Origin of the sequence: Ralstonia sp. PBBBR1 (assembly GCF_002256165.1) — a bacterium.
Taxonomy (GTDB): Bacteria; Pseudomonadota; Gammaproteobacteria; order Burkholderiales; family Burkholderiaceae; genus Ralstonia; species Ralstonia thomasii.
This window is the reverse complement of sequence record NZ_NKIL01000008.1, coordinates 227157-243018: the sequence shown is the minus strand read 5'-3', so window position 1 is coordinate 243018 and position 15862 is coordinate 227157. Positions and strand designations below refer to the sequence as shown.

At 63.8% G+C, this 15862-nt stretch carries 14 protein-coding genes and 2 tRNA genes; 9 read left to right on the top strand and 7 right to left on the bottom strand.

Annotation, left to right across the window (positions count from 1 at the left end; genetic code table 11):
* The first annotated feature begins 101 nt into the window (after nt 1–101).
* From puuE to CFE42_RS16775, 3 genes are all read left to right on the top strand, one after another.
* Entirely contained in the window at nt 102–1064 is a 963-nt protein-coding gene (puuE, locus tag CFE42_RS16785; protein WP_004630895.1) for an allantoinase PuuE, read from the top strand.
* Nucleotides 1061–1585, top strand: coding sequence for a 2-oxo-4-hydroxy-4-carboxy-5-ureidoimidazoline decarboxylase (gene uraD / locus CFE42_RS16780; protein WP_004630897.1), 525 nt, complete (start codon nt 1061–1063; stop codon nt 1583–1585). The genes puuE and uraD overlap by 4 nt, the downstream gene beginning before the upstream one ends.
* A 152-nt stretch (nt 1586–1737) precedes the next feature.
* Nucleotides 1738–2808, top strand: coding sequence for a porin (locus CFE42_RS16775; protein WP_004630899.1), 1071 nt, complete (start codon nt 1738–1740; stop codon nt 2806–2808).
* A 98-nt stretch (nt 2809–2906) separates the two neighbouring features.
* On the opposite strand, the gene CFE42_RS16770 is transcribed toward CFE42_RS16775, so the two are convergent.
* Entirely contained in the window at nt 2907–5228 is a 2322-nt protein-coding gene (locus tag CFE42_RS16770; protein ID WP_004630902.1) for an NADP-dependent malic enzyme, read from the bottom strand.
* Between the two features lie 295 nt (nt 5229–5523).
* Entirely contained in the window at nt 5524–6192 is a 669-nt protein-coding gene (locus tag CFE42_RS16765; RefSeq protein ID WP_004630903.1) for a DUF4136 domain-containing protein, read from the bottom strand.
* A 152-nt stretch (nt 6193–6344) separates the two neighbouring features.
* On the opposite strand from CFE42_RS16765, the gene pepN reads away from it, so the two are divergent.
* The 3 genes from pepN (at nt 6345) to CFE42_RS16750 (ending at nt 10274) form a co-directional block, all read left to right on the top strand.
* The gene (pepN, locus tag CFE42_RS16760; RefSeq protein WP_004630905.1) at nt 6345–9059 is read left to right on the top strand and encodes an aminopeptidase N; all 2715 of its coding nucleotides are present in this window, start codon (nt 6345–6347) and stop codon (nt 9057–9059) included.
* Nucleotides 9060–9105: 46 nt separating this feature from the next.
* On the top strand, nt 9106–10122 hold the full coding sequence (locus CFE42_RS16755; RefSeq protein WP_004630909.1) for a class 1 fructose-bisphosphatase: 1017 nt from the start codon (nt 9106–9108) through the stop codon (nt 10120–10122).
* Nucleotides 10123–10198: 76 nt separating this feature from the next.
* Nucleotides 10199–10274, top strand: a tRNA-Thr gene (locus CFE42_RS16750).
* Nucleotides 10275–10343: 69 nt separating this feature from the next.
* On the opposite strand, the gene lysM is transcribed toward CFE42_RS16750, so the two are convergent.
* Nucleotides 10344–10829, bottom strand: coding sequence for a peptidoglycan-binding protein LysM (gene lysM / locus CFE42_RS16745; RefSeq protein WP_004630912.1), 486 nt, complete (start codon nt 10827–10829; stop codon nt 10344–10346).
* 302 nt (nt 10830–11131) lie between these two features.
* Here lysM and CFE42_RS16740 point away from each other — a divergent pair, with 302 nt between their 5' ends.
* The gene (locus CFE42_RS16740; protein ID WP_037044167.1) at nt 11132–12166 is read left to right on the top strand and encodes a PHB depolymerase family esterase; all 1035 of its coding nucleotides are present in this window, start codon (nt 11132–11134) and stop codon (nt 12164–12166) included.
* 7 nt (nt 12167–12173) lie between these two features.
* Here the strand turns inward: CFE42_RS16740 and CFE42_RS16735 are convergent, their stop codons facing one another.
* The 3 genes from CFE42_RS16735 to gcvA all read right to left on the bottom strand — a co-directional run bounded on the left by CFE42_RS16735 (nt 12174) and on the right by gcvA (nt 14031).
* Entirely contained in the window at nt 12174–12479 is a 306-nt protein-coding gene (locus CFE42_RS16735; protein ID WP_004630916.1) for a hypothetical protein, read from the bottom strand.
* Nucleotides 12480–12583: 104 nt separating this feature from the next.
* Nucleotides 12584–13021 (bottom strand): YXWGXW repeat-containing protein, encoded by a 438-nt coding sequence (locus CFE42_RS16730; protein WP_004630917.1) that lies wholly within the window; start codon nt 13019–13021, stop codon nt 12584–12586.
* A gap of 74 nt (nt 13022–13095) precedes the next feature.
* Nucleotides 13096–14031, bottom strand: coding sequence for a transcriptional regulator GcvA (gene gcvA, locus CFE42_RS16725; RefSeq protein ID WP_004630919.1), 936 nt, complete (start codon nt 14029–14031; stop codon nt 13096–13098).
* Nucleotides 14032–14179: 148 nt separating this feature from the next.
* On the opposite strand from gcvA, the gene CFE42_RS16720 reads away from it, so the two are divergent.
* Nucleotides 14180–15013: a DMT family transporter gene (locus tag CFE42_RS16720; protein WP_004630920.1), complete on the top strand. Its 834-nt coding sequence runs from the start codon at nt 14180–14182 to the stop codon at nt 15011–15013.
* A 9-nt stretch (nt 15014–15022) separates the two neighbouring features.
* Here the strand turns inward: CFE42_RS16720 and greB are convergent, their stop codons facing one another.
* A complete protein-coding gene (greB, locus tag CFE42_RS16715) occupies nt 15023–15586 on the bottom strand; it encodes a transcription elongation factor GreB (protein ID WP_004630922.1) in 564 nt (187 codons plus the stop codon).
* A 118-nt stretch (nt 15587–15704) separates the two neighbouring features.
* Here greB and CFE42_RS16710 point away from each other — a divergent pair.
* Nucleotides 15705–15781 (top strand) — tRNA-Arg (locus CFE42_RS16710).
* The last annotated feature ends 81 nt before the right edge of the window (nt 15782–15862 follow it).

The following is a 15862-nucleotide window of genomic DNA, read 5'->3' as shown; positions in this document are numbered from 1 at the left end:
GCCTTGCCTCGTTCATGACGCCGCTGTGATGTCGTGAATTTGGAAAGCCGCATTCCACTGTCTGACCGGTGTTGTATGAAGTCTCCTCGACATGAAAAACCATGACAAACAATAACTATCCGCGCGATCTCATCGGTTACGGCAAGAACCCGCCGAACGCCAATTGGCCGGGCGGCGCGCGCGTCGCCCTGCAGTTCGTCCTCAACTACGAGGAAGGCGGTGAAAACTGCGTCTTGCACGGCGATGCCGGCTCCGAGCAGTTCCTCTCTGAGATCATCGGCGCCGCGGCCTACCCGGCCCGCCACATGAGCATGGAGGGGATCTACGAATACGGATCGCGCGCGGGCGTGTGGCGCATCCTGCGCGAGTTTGAAAAGCGCGGCCTGCCGTTGACGATCTTCGGTGTGTCGATGGCCCTGCAGCGCCATCCGGACGTGACGCAAGCCTTCGTTGACCTGGGCCACGAAATCGCCTGCCACGGCTGGCGCTGGATCCATTACCAGAACATCGACGAAGCCACGGAGCGCGAGCACATGCGCATCGGCGTCGAGATCATCCGCGAGTTGACTGGCAATGCGCCGCTGGGCTGGTACACCGGCCGCGACAGCCCCAACACGCGGCGCCTGGTCGTCGAGCACGGTGGCTTTGCGTATGACGCCGACTACTACGGCGACGACCTCCCCTTCTGGACCGAAGTCGAAACCTCGTCCGGCGAGCACAAACCGCACCTGGTGGTGCCGTACACGCTCGACACCAACGACATGCGCTTTGCCAGCCCGCAAGGCTTCAACACGGCCGACCACTTCTACCAGTACCTGAAGGACGCGTTCGACGTGCTGTACGAGGAAGGCGATCCGAACGGCCTCGCGCAGCCGAAAATGCTGTCGATCGGCATGCACTGCCGCCTGCTGGGCCGCCCGGCGCGCTTCCGTGCGCTGCAGCGCTTCCTCGACTACGTGCAGTCGCACGACAAGGTCTGGATCTGCCGCCGTATCGACATCGCGCAGCACTGGATCCAGAACCATCCGTATGCCAAGCAACCCGTTTTGAGCACCACAGCATGAGCCAGACCACCTACACCCTCTCGCAACTCAACGGCATGGACGCGTCGCAGTTCGTGCAAGTCCTCGGCGGCGTCTACGAGCACTCCCCGTGGGTTGCCGAACAGGCCGCCACGCAGCGCCCGTTCGCCTCGGCCGAGGCGCTCGCGGCTGCCATGCGCAATGCCGTGGACACCGCCGGCATTGAACCGCAGCTCAAGCTCGTGCGCGCTCACCCCGAGCTGGCGGGCAAGGCGGCCGTGCGCGGTGAACTGACCGCCGAGTCGACGCGCGAGCAAAGTGGTGCGGGCCTGAACCAGTGCTCGCCGGAAGAGTTTGCACGCCTGCAGGCCCTCAACGCGCAGTACAACGAGAAGTTCGGCTTTCCGTTCATCCTGGCGGTGCGCGGCTACGACCGCCACGGCATCATCGACAACTTCAGCGAGCGCGTGGAAAACGACCGCGATACCGAGCTGCGTGCATCGCTCGAACAGATTCATCGCATCGCGGGTTTCCGTCTGGCCGATTTGATCGCCGCCAACTGATTTCTCAGGTTCAGCAGCAAAAAACAACGCTGTGGGCGCGGTGTCATGGGGCATGGGACACCGTCCGGCATGGAGCCTGACCAGCCGGCCTGTGACTGCATCAAAGAATGCAGCGCAACCTGCAGTGACTTTCAACAACAAAGGAGGTAGCAATGCAGTCGAAATTCAAGCGTGGCATGGCCGCGCTGGCAGTGGCATCGGCACTGGGGGCAGCAAGTGCCGGTGCGCAGGCGCAGTCGTCCGTCACGCTGTACGGCCAGGTGGATGCCTGGGCGGGCGCCACCAAGACCCTGGGCGCATCGGATCGCGCCTGGGGCGTCAACTCGGGCGGTATGTCGACCTCGTACTGGGGCATGAAGGGCAGCGAAGATCTGGGCAATGGCTTGAAGGCGATCTTCACGCTGGAAGCGTTCTTCCGCCCGGACACCGGCAAGTACGGGCGCTTTGACGGCGATACGTTCTTCGCCCGGAACTCGTTCGTCGGCCTGCAATCGAGCACGTGGGGTTCGATCAAGCTCGGCCGCCTGACGCCGCCGTATTTCGTATCGACGATCCTGTTCAACCCGTTCATCGATTCGTACACGTTCTCGCCGATGGTGTTCCACACGTACCTCGGCAACGGCCTGCGCGGCCCCGGCGGTATCTCTGGTCTGGTGGGCGATTCGGGCTGGAACAACGCGATCATGTATTCGACGCCGGACTTCAACGGTCTGACCGCCAACTTCATCTACGGCGCGGGCGAACAAGCCGGCCACAACGGCCAGAACAAGTGGGGCGGCAACTTCCTGTACTTCCATGGCAACTTCGCGGCCACGGCGGCGTTCCAGCAGGTGCGCTTCGACTCCGCCCCGGGTGACCTGAACGCGCTGGTGGCAGGCTTCTCGCGCCAGACGGCCGCGCAGCTCGGTGCCACGTACGACTTTGGCGTGGTCAAGCTGTACGGCCAATACCAGTACATCAAGAACGCCATCAACTCGGGGGACGCGAAGAGCAACGGCGGCCAACTGGGCGTGTCGGTGCCGGTGGGCCCGGGCAGCATCCTGGCGTCGTACGCGTACACCAAAACTTCGGGTGCGGCCGACGTAAAGCGCAACACGTGGGCGGTCGGTTACGACTATTCGCTGTCCAAGCGCACTGACGTGTACGCCGCGTACATGCGCGACAAGGTGACGAGCCTCAGCTCGGCAGACACCTTCGGCGTGGGCATCCGCGCGAAGTTCTAAGCAGTCGGCAGCAAAGAAAAACGGCGCCTGGACTTTCCCCAGGCGCCGTTTTCTTTTGGGCCGCCAACCTTCAGCGGCCCAACAGTTGGATCAACCAATCAACGCGTAGCCGACACGTCTGCCACCGCCAGCGCCGTCATGTTGACGATGCGGCGCGACGTGGCCGACGGGTTCAGGATGTGCACCGGCTTGGCCGCGCCCAGCAGGATCGGGCCCACCGTCACGCCCTGCCCGCCCGTGATCTTGAGCAGGTTGAACGCGATGTTGGCGGCGTCGAGCGACGGCATCACCAGCAGGTTTGCGCTGCCAGAGAACGCGCTCTTGGGCAGGAAGTGGTGGCGGATGTCTTCCGACAACGCCGCGTCACCCTGGATCTCGCCTTCCACCTGCAGGTCAGGCGCTTCCACCTTCAGCAGGTCATACGCAGCGCGCATGCGGCGGGCCGATGCGTTTTTCGACGAGCCGAACATCGAGTGCGACAGCATCGCCACCTTCGGCTCCTGGCCGAAACGGCGCACTTCTTCTGCCGCCAGCTTGGTGATGTCGGCCAGCTCTTCTGCGCTCGGCAGCTCGTTGACGAACGTATCGGTGATGAACAGCGTGTGCTTCTCCAGCATCAGGCCGTTCATGGCGGCGAACACCTTGGCATTCGGGGCCAGGCCGATCACGTCACGCACGTGTTCCAGGTGGGCGTCGAAGCGGCCAACCGTGCCGCACAGCAGCGCATCGGCATCACCCAGGCGCACCAGCAGTGCACCGATCAGCGTGTTCGAACGGCGCAGCGCCGACTTCGCCATGTCCGGCGTCACGCCGTTGCGGCCCATCAGCTCGTGGTAAGCGGTGTGGTACTGGTGATAGCGGCGGTCGTCTTCCGGATCGACCAGCTCGAAATGCACCCCCGGCTTCAGGCGCAGGCCGGCCTTCTGGATGCGCATTTCGATCACGTGCGGACGGCCGATCAGGATCGGCTTGGCCAGGCCTTCGTCCACCACCGTCTGCACCGCGCGCAGCACGCGCTCTTCTTCACCTTCGGCGTAGACGACGCGCTTCGGGTTGGCCTTGGCGGCCGAGAACACCGGGCGCATGGTCAGGCCCGTGTGGTACACGAAGTCGCTCAGCTGGGCGCGATAGGCGTCCAGATCCTTGATCGGGCGCGTGGCCACGCCAGACTCTTCCGCGGCCTTGGCGACGGCCGGCGCGATCTTCTCGATCAGGCGCGAATCGAACGGCTTCGGGATGATGTAATCCGGGCCGAAGGTCAGGTCCTGGCCGGCATAAGCCTGCGCCACGGCATCGTTCGTTTCGGCTTCTGCCAGCTCGGCAATGGCCTTCACGCATGCCAGCTTCATCTCTTCCGTGATCTTGGTGGCGCCGCAATCGAGCGCGCCACGGAAGATATACGGGAAGCACAGCACGTTGTTGACCTGGTTCGGGTAATCCGAACGGCCCGTAGCGATGATGCAGTCCGGGCGCGCGGCTTTGGCCACTTCCGGGCGGATTTCCGGCTCGGGATTGGCCAGCGCCAGGATGATCGGCTTCGGCGCCATGGTCTTGACCATGTGGGCGGTCAGCACGCCGGCGGCCGAGCAACCCAAGAACACGTCTGCATCGCGCACGATGTCGGCCAGCGTACGGGCCGACGTGTCTTGCGCATAGCGCGCCTTGTTCGGCTCCATCTTGGCGTCGCGGCCGGCGTAGATCACGCCCTTGGAGTCGACTACGTAGACGTTCTCGCGCTTGACGCCCAGGCCGACCATCACGTCCAGGCAGGCGATGGCCGCGGCGCCCGCACCCGACACGGCCACCTTCACATTGCCGATGTCCTTGCCGACGACCTTCAGGCCGTTGAGCAGGGCAGCCGACGAGATGATCGCCGTGCCGTGCTGGTCATCGTGGAAAACGGGAATATTCAGGCGGTCACGCAGCTTCTGCTCGATGTAGAAGCACTCCGGCGCCTTGATGTCTTCGAGGTTGATCCCGCCCAGCGTCGGTTCCAGCGAGGTGATGATGTCGACGAGCTTGTCCGGATCGCGCTCGGCCAGTTCGATATCGAACACGTCCACGCCGGCAAACTTCTTGAACAGGCAGCCCTTGCCTTCCATGACGGGCTTGCTGGCCAGCGGGCCGATGTCGCCCAGACCCAGCACCGCGGTGCCGTTGGTGATCACGCCGACCAGGTTGCCGCGCGACGTGTACTCCGCCGCCAGCGACGGGTCTTGCTCGATCGCGGTACACGGATATGCCACGCCCGGCGAATACGCCAGCGAAAGATCACGCTGGTTGATCAGCGCCTTGGTCGGGCGAACCTCAATCTTGCCGCGCGTGGGGGCGCGGTGATATTCAAACGCTGCGCGGCGCAGTTCGGCCTCGGCGCCTTGGTCTTGGGAATCCGGCGAGGCGTCGTGAAGCTTGTCGTTCATAGCAATGCATCCTGATGGGGAGTTCCGCAGACGAGGCGCACATGCGCTCAGGCAGAAACTCCCTGAGACGAAGTGGCAAAAAACAGTGGGAACAGAGAGAAACCGGGGGTGAGGCCGCACGCGTTGTGGGGCACCGTCAGAAGGGTAGCGACGGCGCGGAGGCAGCGCCGGCCAGGGGTGGCGGTCGGCGCGAGACGGGATGAATTGACAACGCTCAAGCGGAGTACGGCTGGCGGCCTACAGATTAGGTCATGCATTCTAACGTAGACCGCCAGCCAAAACCCACCCTGGCGCACTACTTGGATGCCGCCCCGGAAGCTGGTTTGGCCGCCGGTTTCACCGATGGATCAACAGGCAACTCTACGAGGATGGGCTGCGCGTTCGGCGCCGGGAAATTGGCAAAGGCGCTGCGTACCAGGTAAGGCATCACCGCCGTCAGGGATCCATCCCCACCCTGCGTTTGCGCCGTCACCTGATAAACACGCTTACCGGTGGCTGCCTCGTCAATTTCCACGTGATAGGCGTAGAACGGCACCTGCACGTTGGTATCCACATATTGCGGCCCCCACGGGCCCCAAGGCCCCCAAGGGCTGCGCCATGGCCCCCAGGGCCCCGGACCCCAATACGGGTCCGGATACACGGGCTGGCGCACCTGCACGAGGCGCGTGGCGGTCGAGTAGTCCAGGCGCACCAGATAGCGCGCGCTGGCACGCGGCACGCTGGTAAAGCCGTGGGCGGCAAGCTGGTCTGATGTCCAGGCCTCGTAGGTCTGACGTTCCAGATCATTTTGCTGCGCTGCGGTGTGCTCGAAGGCGTAGGTGCGCGGCGGGGTGTCGGTCCAGCCGGGTTGCCGGAACGCCGTCACCTGGCTGGTGACCGTGCTCGCACAGCCCGCCAGCAGGCTGGCCGCCATCAGCGCACCGGCCATCGGCCCGATGCCCGATGACTTGATCCATTTCCACATGAAAATCCCCCTACTCTCAATCAGACAGATGGCCGCGTGCCCGGAAACTGGCCGCACGCGGTCTGATACTCAGAGTGACGCCCGCCGCGGAAGATTCCCGCCAAGCGCCTGAGTACAATGGCCTTTTGCGTACCTCTACGAGGATGTTACCGATGTTGCGCACCGATACCGCCGTCACGATTTACCGCAAGGACTACACCGCGCCCGCTTTCCGCATTGACGAAGTGGCCCTGGAGATCGATCTCGTGCCCGAGCGCACCCGCGTCGTCAACCGCATGCGCATGACGCGCACGGATGCCGGCAAGCCGCTCGTGCTGGCGGGTGAAGGGCTGGAGCTGGCGGGCGCGACGGTCGACGGCAAAGCGCTGTCCGGCCTGCAGGCCTCCGACGACACGCTCACCATCGAAGCCGTACCGGCCGATGTTGGCACCAGCTTCACGCTGGAACTCACCACCTACTGCAATCCCGCAGCGAACTCCTCGCTGATGGGCCTGTACGTTTCCAACGGCAACTTCTTCACGCAGTGCGAGGCCGAGGGCTTCCGCAAGATCACCTACTTCCTCGACCGCCCGGACGTGATGACCGTCTACACCGTCACGCTACGCGCATCGAAGGCGGATTACCCGGTGCTGCTGTCCAACGGCAACCTCGTGTCGGAACGCGACCTGCCGGACGGCCGCCACGAAGCGGTGTGGCACGACCCATTCAAGAAGCCTTCGTACCTGTTCGCGCTGGTGGCGGGCAAGCTCGAATGCATTGAAGAACGCATCCGATCGGCCTCGGGCAAAGAGAAGCTGCTGCAGGTGTGGGTGGAGGCGCAAGACCTGGGCAAGACCCGCCACGCGATGGATTCGCTCATCCACTCGATCCATTGGGACGAACGCCGCTTCGGCCTGGAGCTGGATCTCGACCGCTTCATGATCGTCGCCGTGGGCGACTTCAACATGGGCGCGATGGAGAACAAGGGCCTGAACATCTTCAACACGAAGTACGTGCTGGCCAATGCGGAAACGGCAACCGACGTGGACTTCGCCAACATCGAATCGGTGGTCGGCCACGAATACTTCCACAACTGGACGGGCAACCGCGTCACCTGCCGCGACTGGTTCCAATTGAGCCTGAAGGAAGGCCTGACGGTGTTCCGCGATCAGGAGTTCTCCGCCGATATGGCGGCACAAGCGGCCGCGCAAGCCGGCAATGAAGCCGCCGCTGCCAGCGCCCGAGCCGTCAAGCGCATCGAGGACGTGCGACTGCTGCGCCAGGCGCAGTTTCCGGAAGATGCCGGCCCGATGGCCCACCCGGTGCGGCCCGACAGCTACGAGGAAATCAACAACTTCTACACCGTCACGGTGTACGAGAAAGGCGCCGAAGTCGTGCGCATGTACCAGACGCTGCTGGGCCGCGACGGTTTCCGCAAGGGCATGGACCTGTACTTCCGGCGCCACGATGGGCACGCCGTCACCTGCGACGATTTCCGCGCCGCCATGGCCGATGCCAACGGCCGCGACCTCACGCAATTCGGCCGCTGGTACAGCCAGGCCGGCACGCCGGTCGTGGCAGTCGAAGGCCACCACGATGCCGCCACGCATACCTACACGCTCACGCTGCGCCAGCGCTGCGAGCCGGTCGGTATCGAAGTGAACAGCGGCATCCAGAAGCAACCGTTCCACATTCCGTTTGCGATCGGCCTGATCGACAAGAACGGCCGCGACTTGCCACTGCGTTTGCGTGGCGAGGCCGCATCGCCCTCGCCCATAACCACGCGCGTACTGGACTTCACTGAAATCAAGCAGACCTTCGTCTTCGAAGACGTGGCCGAAGCGCCGTTGCCCTCGCTGCTGCGCAATTTCTCGGCGCCGGTGATCGTGGAATACGGCTATACGACCGAGCAGCTTACGTTCCAGCTCGCGCACGACTCCGACCCGTTCAACCGCTGGGAAGCCGGCCAGCGCCTGGCCACCGACACCCTGCTGCGCATGGTGACCGACATCCAGCACGGCCGCGCGCCGGTGGTGGATCCGGCGCTGGTCGAAGCCCTGCGCGCCGTGGTCGCCGACACCTCGCTTGATCCGGCCTTCCGCGAGCAGATGCTGATCCTGCCCGCCGAAAGTTACCTGGCCGAGCGCATGGACGTAGCCGACCCGGCCGCCATCCACACCGCGCGCCGCACGTTGCGCCGCACCCTGGCGGAACAGCTCAATGCGGAACTGCTGCGCGCCTATCAGGACAACCAGACCGAAGGCGCCTACTCGCCCGATGCCGTGTCTGCAGGCAAGCGTGCGCTCAAGAACATCGCCCTCGGTTATGTGGTGGAAACCGAAGCCCCCGAAGCGCTGGCCCTGGCCGAACGGCAATATGCCGGCGCCACCAACATGACCGACCGCATGGGCGCCCTCTCGGCGATGGTCAACAGCTACGCCCCTGGCCGGGAAGCGGCGCTGACCGATTTCTACACGCGCTTCGCCGACGACGCCCTGGTCATCGACAAGTGGTTCTCGCTGCAAGCCATGCAGCCGGGCACCACCGGCAAGCCAACGCTGGAAACCGTTCGAGCCCTGATGACTCATCCGGCCTTTACGCTGCGCAACCCGAACCGAGCGCGTTCGCTCATCTTCAGCTTCTGCTCGGGCAACCCAGCGCAGTTCCACGCCGCCGATGGGTCGGGCTATGCGTTCTGGGCCGAGCAGGTGCTGGCGCTCGACGCCATCAACCCGCAGGTCTCTGCCCGCCTGGCCCGCGCGCTGGACCGCTGGCGCAAGTACGTGCCCGCGCTGCGCGACGCCATGCAGGACGCGCTCAAGCGCGTGGCGGCACATCCGAGCCTCTCGCGCGATGTGCGCGAGATCGTTGGCAAGGCGCTGGCCTGAATGTCACCGCTTGTATCGTAAAATCGCGCCCGTCTCAGGAGAACCCATGAAGCGCATCAACCTCACCCGCTACCTGATCGAAGAGCAGCGCGAGCACAACACCATCCCGGCCGAGTTGCGTCTGCTGCTCGAAGTCGTGGCCCGCGCCTGCAAGGCGATCTCGCACAGCGTCAACAAGGGGGCCCTTGCCGGCGTGCTCGGCTCGGCCGGCACCGGCAACGTGCAAGGCGAAACCCAGCAGAAGCTGGATGTGATCGCCAACGAAGTCCTGCTCGAAGCCAACGAGTACGGCGGCAACCTGGCCGCCATGGCCTCGGAAGAGATGGAATCGTTCTATGAGATTCCGCATCGCTACCCGAAGGGCGAATACCTGCTGCTGTTCGATCCGCTCGACGGCTCGTCCAACATCGACGTGAATGTGTCGATCGGCACCATCTTCTCGGTGCTGCACATGCCCAAGGCCGGCGAAGCCGTGACGGAAGCCGATTTCATGCAGCCCGGCTCCAAGCAGGTCGCCGCCGGCTATGCCGTGTACGGCCCGCAGACCACGCTGGTGCTGACCGTCGGCAACGGCGTGCACATGTTCACGCTCGACCGTGAAGTCGGCAGCTTCGTGCTGACCCACCGCGACGTGAAGATTCCGGTCGACACGAAGGAATTCGCCATCAACATGTCGAACATGCGCCACTGGGCCCCGCCCGTGCGCCGCTACATCGACGAGTGCCTGGCCGGCACCGAAGGCCCGCGCGGTAAGGACTTCAACATGCGCTGGATCGCCTCGATGGTGGCCGACGTGCATCGCATCCTCACGCGCGGCGGCATCTTCATGTACCCCTGGGACAAGCGCGAGCCGGGCAAGGCCGGCAAGCTGCGCCTGATGTACGAAGCCAATCCGATGGCCTTCCTGGTGGAACAGGCCGGCGGCGCGGCTACCAACGGCGAACAACGCATTCTGGATATCCAGCCCGAAAAGCTGCACCAGCGCGTGGCGGTGGTCCTGGGATCGAAAAACGAGGTGGATCGTGTCACGCAATATCACCTCGAGGCCAAGCAAACGCCGTAACAACGTCATATAAGGCCGTGGTTCCAGCGGTTCTTGCAGAGCGACAAAAAGTTCTGTTAGAATCGCTGTTTCCGACGCCGCTGTAGCTCAGTCGGTAGAGCAGCGCATTCGTAATGCGAAGGTCACCAGTTCGATTCCGGTCAGCGGCACCAGAATAAAAAAAGCCCAGTCTTCATCGACTGGGCTTTTTGCTTTGCGCCTCCGAAACAAAGCAAGCCAAATCAAGCCGCCGGAATGCGCAGCTTCTGCCCCGGATAGATCTTGTCCGGATTCGACAGCATCGGCTTGTTGGCTTCGAAGATGGCCGGGTACTTGTTCGCATCGCCGTAGAACTTCTTGGCGATGGCCGAAAGCGTATCGCCGCGCTCCACGGTGTGCCATTGCGATTCTTCCGACTCGGTGCTGACCGACATCTGGTCATCCACCGACTTGATCCCCTCGACGTTGCCGCAGCACAGGATGATTTTCTCGCGCGTGGCTTGATCCGGCGCTACGCCAAACACCTTGGCAGCATCGCCTTCCACCTGCACCGACAGCGCTGTGGCGCTCAGGCCCTGCTGCGCGATGTAGTCCTGGATGGCTTGGCCCTTTGCATCGTCGGCTGCCTTGGCGGCATCGGCATCCGCCGACGCATCGGCCGGCGCGGCTGCAGCGCTGCCGTGGAAGAGCTTCTCGCCAGCCTCTTTGATGAAGTCAAAAAAACCCATAACGACCTCCATAAGTACACAACGGGGAACGGGAACGCAGAGAGGCGGGCCACAGCGGAGCGCGCCTGTCGCGGCAGTGTAGCCGCTTGCCAACGGTGTCTCCATGACAGTCGCGCGCAATTGCAAAGTTTGCGCCAAGACCAGGCGCCAATGCGGCGCTTCGCCCACTTTCAATGCTGCATTGCAACAAACTCGCTGGCACACTGTCCTACCAATACCGAAACCCCTTGCGACCTCTCGGAGAGCACGCGCACCATCGTCCTCATCCGAGCAACTTTGCCTCCGCCATGCACCGTAATTGGATGAAATCCATCACCCGCCTGGTCGACGCCCTGACCACACCGGGCTTTGGGCGCCCGTCATGGCCGCCTAAACCGGTTAAGCCGCTCAAGCCAACCACACGCGGCGAGAGCCCGCGCCGCGTACGCCCCACGCCCACCCAGGGCACCTTCGTCCGCGAACAGTTCCTCTACGAACCCGAGTCGCCCGCCGTGGTGGCGCGCCGGCCGGAATACTGGCTCTACACACCGCCCACACGCGGCAGCAAGCCCCCGGCACTGATGGTGATGCTGCATGGCTGCAAACAATCGGCGGAAGTGCTGGCGCATGGCACGCGCATGAACGCACTGGCAGACCGCGAGGGCTTTATCGTGCTGTATCCGGAGCAGCCGCGCCGCGCGCATCCGCAATGCTGCTGGCACTGGTATGACCCGGAGCACGCTGGCGCGCGCGAGGCCGACGGCATTGCCCAACTGATCGAACAAACCCTGGCACAAACTGGCGCAGACCCCTCGCGCGTGTATCTGGCAGGGTTGTCGGCCGGCGCGGGATTGGCCGGCCTGATGGCATTGCGTCATCCGAAGTTGTTTGCCGCGTTGGCGCTACATTCGGGCCCGGCCTTGGGCGTGGCACGCTCGCCGGCGTCTGCATTGAACCTGATGCGCCGCGGGGCACGCGTCGACGCCGTCGATGCGCTCTCCAGCGTGGTAAACGTGGCCGCCTATCCCGGCATGCCAACGATGCTGTTGCACGGTCTGCGCGATGAGGCCGTCAACCCCACCAACCAAGCGCAGTTAGCCGCGCAGTTCCGCGCGCTGAATCATCTGGGCGATGGGCGCAACGTCTCACGCGAAACCACGCGCGGCGAGGGCTATGTCCTGCGCAACGACATACGCGACGGCGAATGCATCGTCAGCCTGTGCCAACTCACCGCCACAGGCCACGCCTGGAGCGGCGGCGACCCGCGCTACGCCTTCCACGCGCCGGGCCCGGACGCGACCTGGCTGTGGTGGCAGTTCGCACGCCGGCACATTCGCGATACAGCGCTCGCGGCGTAAGCGAACGTTAGAGATCGATCGACTGCTGCACGGCGTTGCGCCCCAGCAATTCATCGATCAAGCCATAGCCGCGCGTGAGCCCGGCATCTTCAGCGGCTTCACGCGTGGGCAGCGGGCGTTCGTCATGCGAATGGGCGACGAGCGTTTCGACGGCCGTCGGGTCCGCGCCGGACTCGCAGATGCGCACGACAAAATCCCACTGCGTGGGTCCCTGCCCGCTCTTGTCCGATTTGCGCTCAGCACGCGGAATGGCCAGTACGTAGACGTCAAAGTCTTTGTACAGCTCGGTGCGCCAATTCGATTCCATTGTCATGTGGCCTCCCGGAAGGCGCCGCGGCCTCGCTTTCAGGGGTTGCGGCGTCGACAGACTCGCTTGCAAAAAACAGGCCGGTACATGACCGGCCTGTCGTTGCATCATCAGCATTCGCCCTTGCGTGCGTGGCCCGGGGGGCAGTGGTAGCGGTCGTCGCGGTCGCGGCGACAGTGATTCCAGTCGCGATCCCGATCACCGCCACGCCAGCGACCGTCGTCGCCGCGGTCCCAGCCACCGTCATGCATCTGCCAGCCGTGCGGACCCTGCTCCCAACGCGGCTCGCGCCAGTGATAACCCGGGCGGCCGTGTTCGCGATAGCCGCGACGCCAGACATAGCGGCCATCGCGCCATTGCCAATAACCCGGCACCCATACGTAGCCCGGCTGCAAGACCGGCACCGGCTCATACTGGGGCGGTGGCGGCGCGTAGCTCGGACCGATCTGCACACCGATCGACACCTGCGCCTGCGCCGGCAAGGCGATCGAACCTGCCACACCGGCAGCGGCCAGGCATGCGGCGAGAATCCACGCGTTCTTCTTCATGTGGGGACCTCCTTTCCAAAGCAATCAAGCTTGGGGGCATCGTAGCATCGCGTTTCGCCTCCGCCTCTAGGGTGTTACGCGGCGTTACCTCCGTTACCGGGGATCGGAAATGTGTTCACGTTTGCGTGACGTTGTGGCCGGTCCTCGCCGAGCCACGCGCAAAAAGCCTGCACCACTTCGTCACCGAGATTGCGCGCAGGGCTGTACCAGTAGTAGCTGCGCGCGCCCAGCGCGAGATTGGGGAACGGTGCCACAAGACGCCCCTCCTCGAGATCATCCGTGATAAGCGCCGATGGCCCCATCGCGACACCCAAACCATCGATGGCGGCTTGAATGGACAGATAGAAATGCTCGAACGTTAGCGCATGCGCAGGCCGCAGGTTTGGTACGCCGGCCAGCACCAGCCAGCTTGGCCACACGGAGGGCAGCGTGTCCGAATGCAGCAGCGTGTGATGCCGCAACTCCGACGGCGTCGACAACGGCAAGCGCTCCAGCAACACAGGGCTGCACACCGGAAAGCGGCTCTCGTCCAGAAAGCGTCCCGATCGAAACCCCGCATGAATCTCCGGCCCGCCACGAATGATCACGTCGAAATGGTCGGGCAAGTCCTCGATCTCTTCGATGGAGGTGGTCAACCGCACCTCCACGCGCGGAAAGCGCATCTGGAACGTGGAGAGCCGCGGAATCAGCCAGCGCATGGTGAACGTCGGGATGCTGTTCACGCGGAGGATGCGCGCCGCGTCGCGGTCGCGCAGCGCCTGGCTGGACGTGCTGATGCGGTCAAGTGCTACGCCAATCTCCGACAGGTAGCGCTGGCCCGCATCAGTCAGTTCCACCCGCCGATTCAGCCTGCGAAAGAGCGACACGCCGAGCCACGCCTCGAGTGCCTGAACCTGGCGGCTGATCGCGCCATGCGTAACGTTCAGCTCGTCGCCCGCACGCGTGAAACTCAGATGGCGCGCCGCCGATTCAAACGCGCGCACGGCATTCAGAGGAGGCAGCTTGCGCATATCGCGTGAGTTTTTCGCACAGATCAGGTCAGTATATATCGATTGTTGATCACACTTCCTGGCACTACGCTGGCGCCTTCTGGCTCTTGCCGACACTACATCGGGTGAGAAAAATCGACCCGATCCTCACTTCGCGCACCACGTCATCGTGACCCCCGCCGTTATCGCCCTGGTTCTCTGCGCCGCCCTGCTCCACGCCTCATGGAATGCATTGCTGAAAAGCGGCTCGGACCGCCTGCGCGCCATCACGCTGATGACACTGGCTTCAGGCGTGGCAGCACTACCGATGGCGATTGCATTGCCATTGCCCGCACCGGCCGCGTGGCCGTATGTGGCGCTATCCGCGGTGCTGCACGTCGGCTACAACGTGTTCCTCGCGCGCGCGTATCGGTTTGGCGAGTTCGGGCAGGTGTACCCGATCGCGCGCGGGTCATCGCCGCTGCTGGTAACGGTGGGCGCCTCGCTCTTCGCGGGCGAAATGCCGGGCGTGATTGCGCTCGCGGGCGTGGTGCTGGTGAGCGGCGGCATTCTCAGTCTGGCGCGCGGCCGCAAGGCCGACCTTGGCTCGACGCTGGCGGCGCTCACCACGGGCGTATTCATCGCGTGCTACACGGTGTGCGACGGCATCGGCGCAAGGGCAGCCGGCAATGCGAATGCGTACTCGGCATGGTTGTTCATGCTCGACGGACTGCCGATGGTGCTGCTCTATCGCGTGTGGAAAGGCCCGTTGAACATCGACCTGCGTGACGCCAACACGCACAAGACGTTTGGTGGCGGCGTAGTCTCGCTCATCGCCTACGGCATCGTCATCTGGGCTGTGACGCTCGCGCCGATGGGGCCCGTGTCGGCCTTGCGCGAAACATCGGTGGTGTTTGCCGCGTTGCTCGGCCGGCTGTTCCTGAAGGAGTCGCTCACGGCGCGGCGCCTGTCGGCCTGCTCTGTCATCGCCTTCGGTGCTTACTGCCTGGGGCACCCGGCCTGAGCACAACGCTCAGGCGGTGCGCGGCGGATATTTGACTTCGAGGATGTCGATCTGCTCGACACCTGTGGGCGTGCGCAGCGGCACCGTATCGCCCACGCGCGCCTTGATGAGCGCACGCGCAATCGGCGAGATCCAGCTCACGTGCCCGATGTCCAGATCCACCTCGTCCATGCCGACGATGGTGATCGTCTTCTCTTCACCACGCTGGTTGGCGTAGGTAACCGTCGCGCCAAAGAAGATCTGATCGTTGTCGCCCTGCAAGCTGGCGTCGACAACCTCGGCCTTCTCGATACGGCGCGTGAGAAAGCGGATGCGACGATCGATCTCACGCAGGCGCTTCTTGCCGTAAAGGTAGTCGCCGTTTTCGGAGCGATCACCATTGGATGCCGCCCACGACACGATGCCAACCACTTCGGGCCGCTCGGTGTCGATCAGGTGCATCAGCTCGGTGCGCAGGCGCTCGTAGCCCGCCGGCGTGATGTAGTTCTTGGAACCCGGCGGCAAGGGCGCAGCGCCCTCGGGCAGATCGTCTTCATCGTCGCCGGAATCTTCCCGGACGAAAGCCTTGTTCATGATGGAAGAAGCCACGGTGGATCAAGGCTCCATTATAGAAAGTTGGCCCCTCTCGAAGAAAAAGTGAAGAAGGGGGTTCACAAGGCAAAAAATCTCTGTATAATCTCATTTCTCGGTTGCGGCTGTAGCTCAGTTGGATAGAGTACTTGGCTACGAACCAAGGGGTCGTGGGTTCGAATCCTGCCAGCCGCGCCAACCTAATACGAGAATGAAAGGGGCTTCCAGAAATGGAAGCCCCCTTCATTTGTCCGCGCCGGTCGTGCCAAAGCGCTCTTG

What these genes read in the sequence shown, in the direction of transcription:
- gcvA (WP_004630919.1), bottom strand. Translation starts at nt 14,031, where the DNA reads ATGCGCAAGCTGCCTCCTCTGAATGCCGTGCGCGCGTTTGAATCGGCG.
- uraD (WP_004630897.1), top strand. Translation starts at nt 1,061, where the DNA reads ATGAGCCAGACCACCTACACCCTCTCGCAACTCAACGGCATGGACGCG.
- greB (WP_004630922.1), bottom strand. Translation starts at nt 15,586, where the DNA reads ATGAACAAGGCTTTCGTCCGGGAAGATTCCGGCGACGATGAAGACGAT.
- CFE42_RS16740 (WP_037044167.1), top strand. Translation starts at nt 11,132, where the DNA reads ATGAAATCCATCACCCGCCTGGTCGACGCCCTGACCACACCGGGCTTT.
- CFE42_RS16730 (WP_004630917.1), bottom strand. Translation starts at nt 13,021, where the DNA reads ATGAAGAAGAACGCGTGGATTCTCGCCGCATGCCTGGCCGCTGCCGGT.
- CFE42_RS16755 (WP_004630909.1), top strand. Translation starts at nt 9,106, where the DNA reads ATGAAGCGCATCAACCTCACCCGCTACCTGATCGAAGAGCAGCGCGAG.
- puuE (WP_004630895.1), top strand. Translation starts at nt 102, where the DNA reads ATGACAAACAATAACTATCCGCGCGATCTCATCGGTTACGGCAAGAAC.
- CFE42_RS16770 (WP_004630902.1), bottom strand. Translation starts at nt 5,228, where the DNA reads ATGAACGACAAGCTTCACGACGCCTCGCCGGATTCCCAAGACCAAGGC.
- lysM (WP_004630912.1), bottom strand. Translation starts at nt 10,829, where the DNA reads ATGGGTTTTTTTGACTTCATCAAAGAGGCTGGCGAGAAGCTCTTCCAC.
- CFE42_RS16735 (WP_004630916.1), bottom strand. Translation starts at nt 12,479, where the DNA reads ATGACAATGGAATCGAATTGGCGCACCGAGCTGTACAAAGACTTTGAC.
- CFE42_RS16775 (WP_004630899.1), top strand. Translation starts at nt 1,738, where the DNA reads ATGCAGTCGAAATTCAAGCGTGGCATGGCCGCGCTGGCAGTGGCATCG.
- pepN (WP_004630905.1), top strand. Translation starts at nt 6,345, where the DNA reads ATGTTGCGCACCGATACCGCCGTCACGATTTACCGCAAGGACTACACC.
- CFE42_RS16765 (WP_004630903.1), bottom strand. Translation starts at nt 6,192, where the DNA reads ATGTGGAAATGGATCAAGTCATCGGGCATCGGGCCGATGGCCGGTGCG.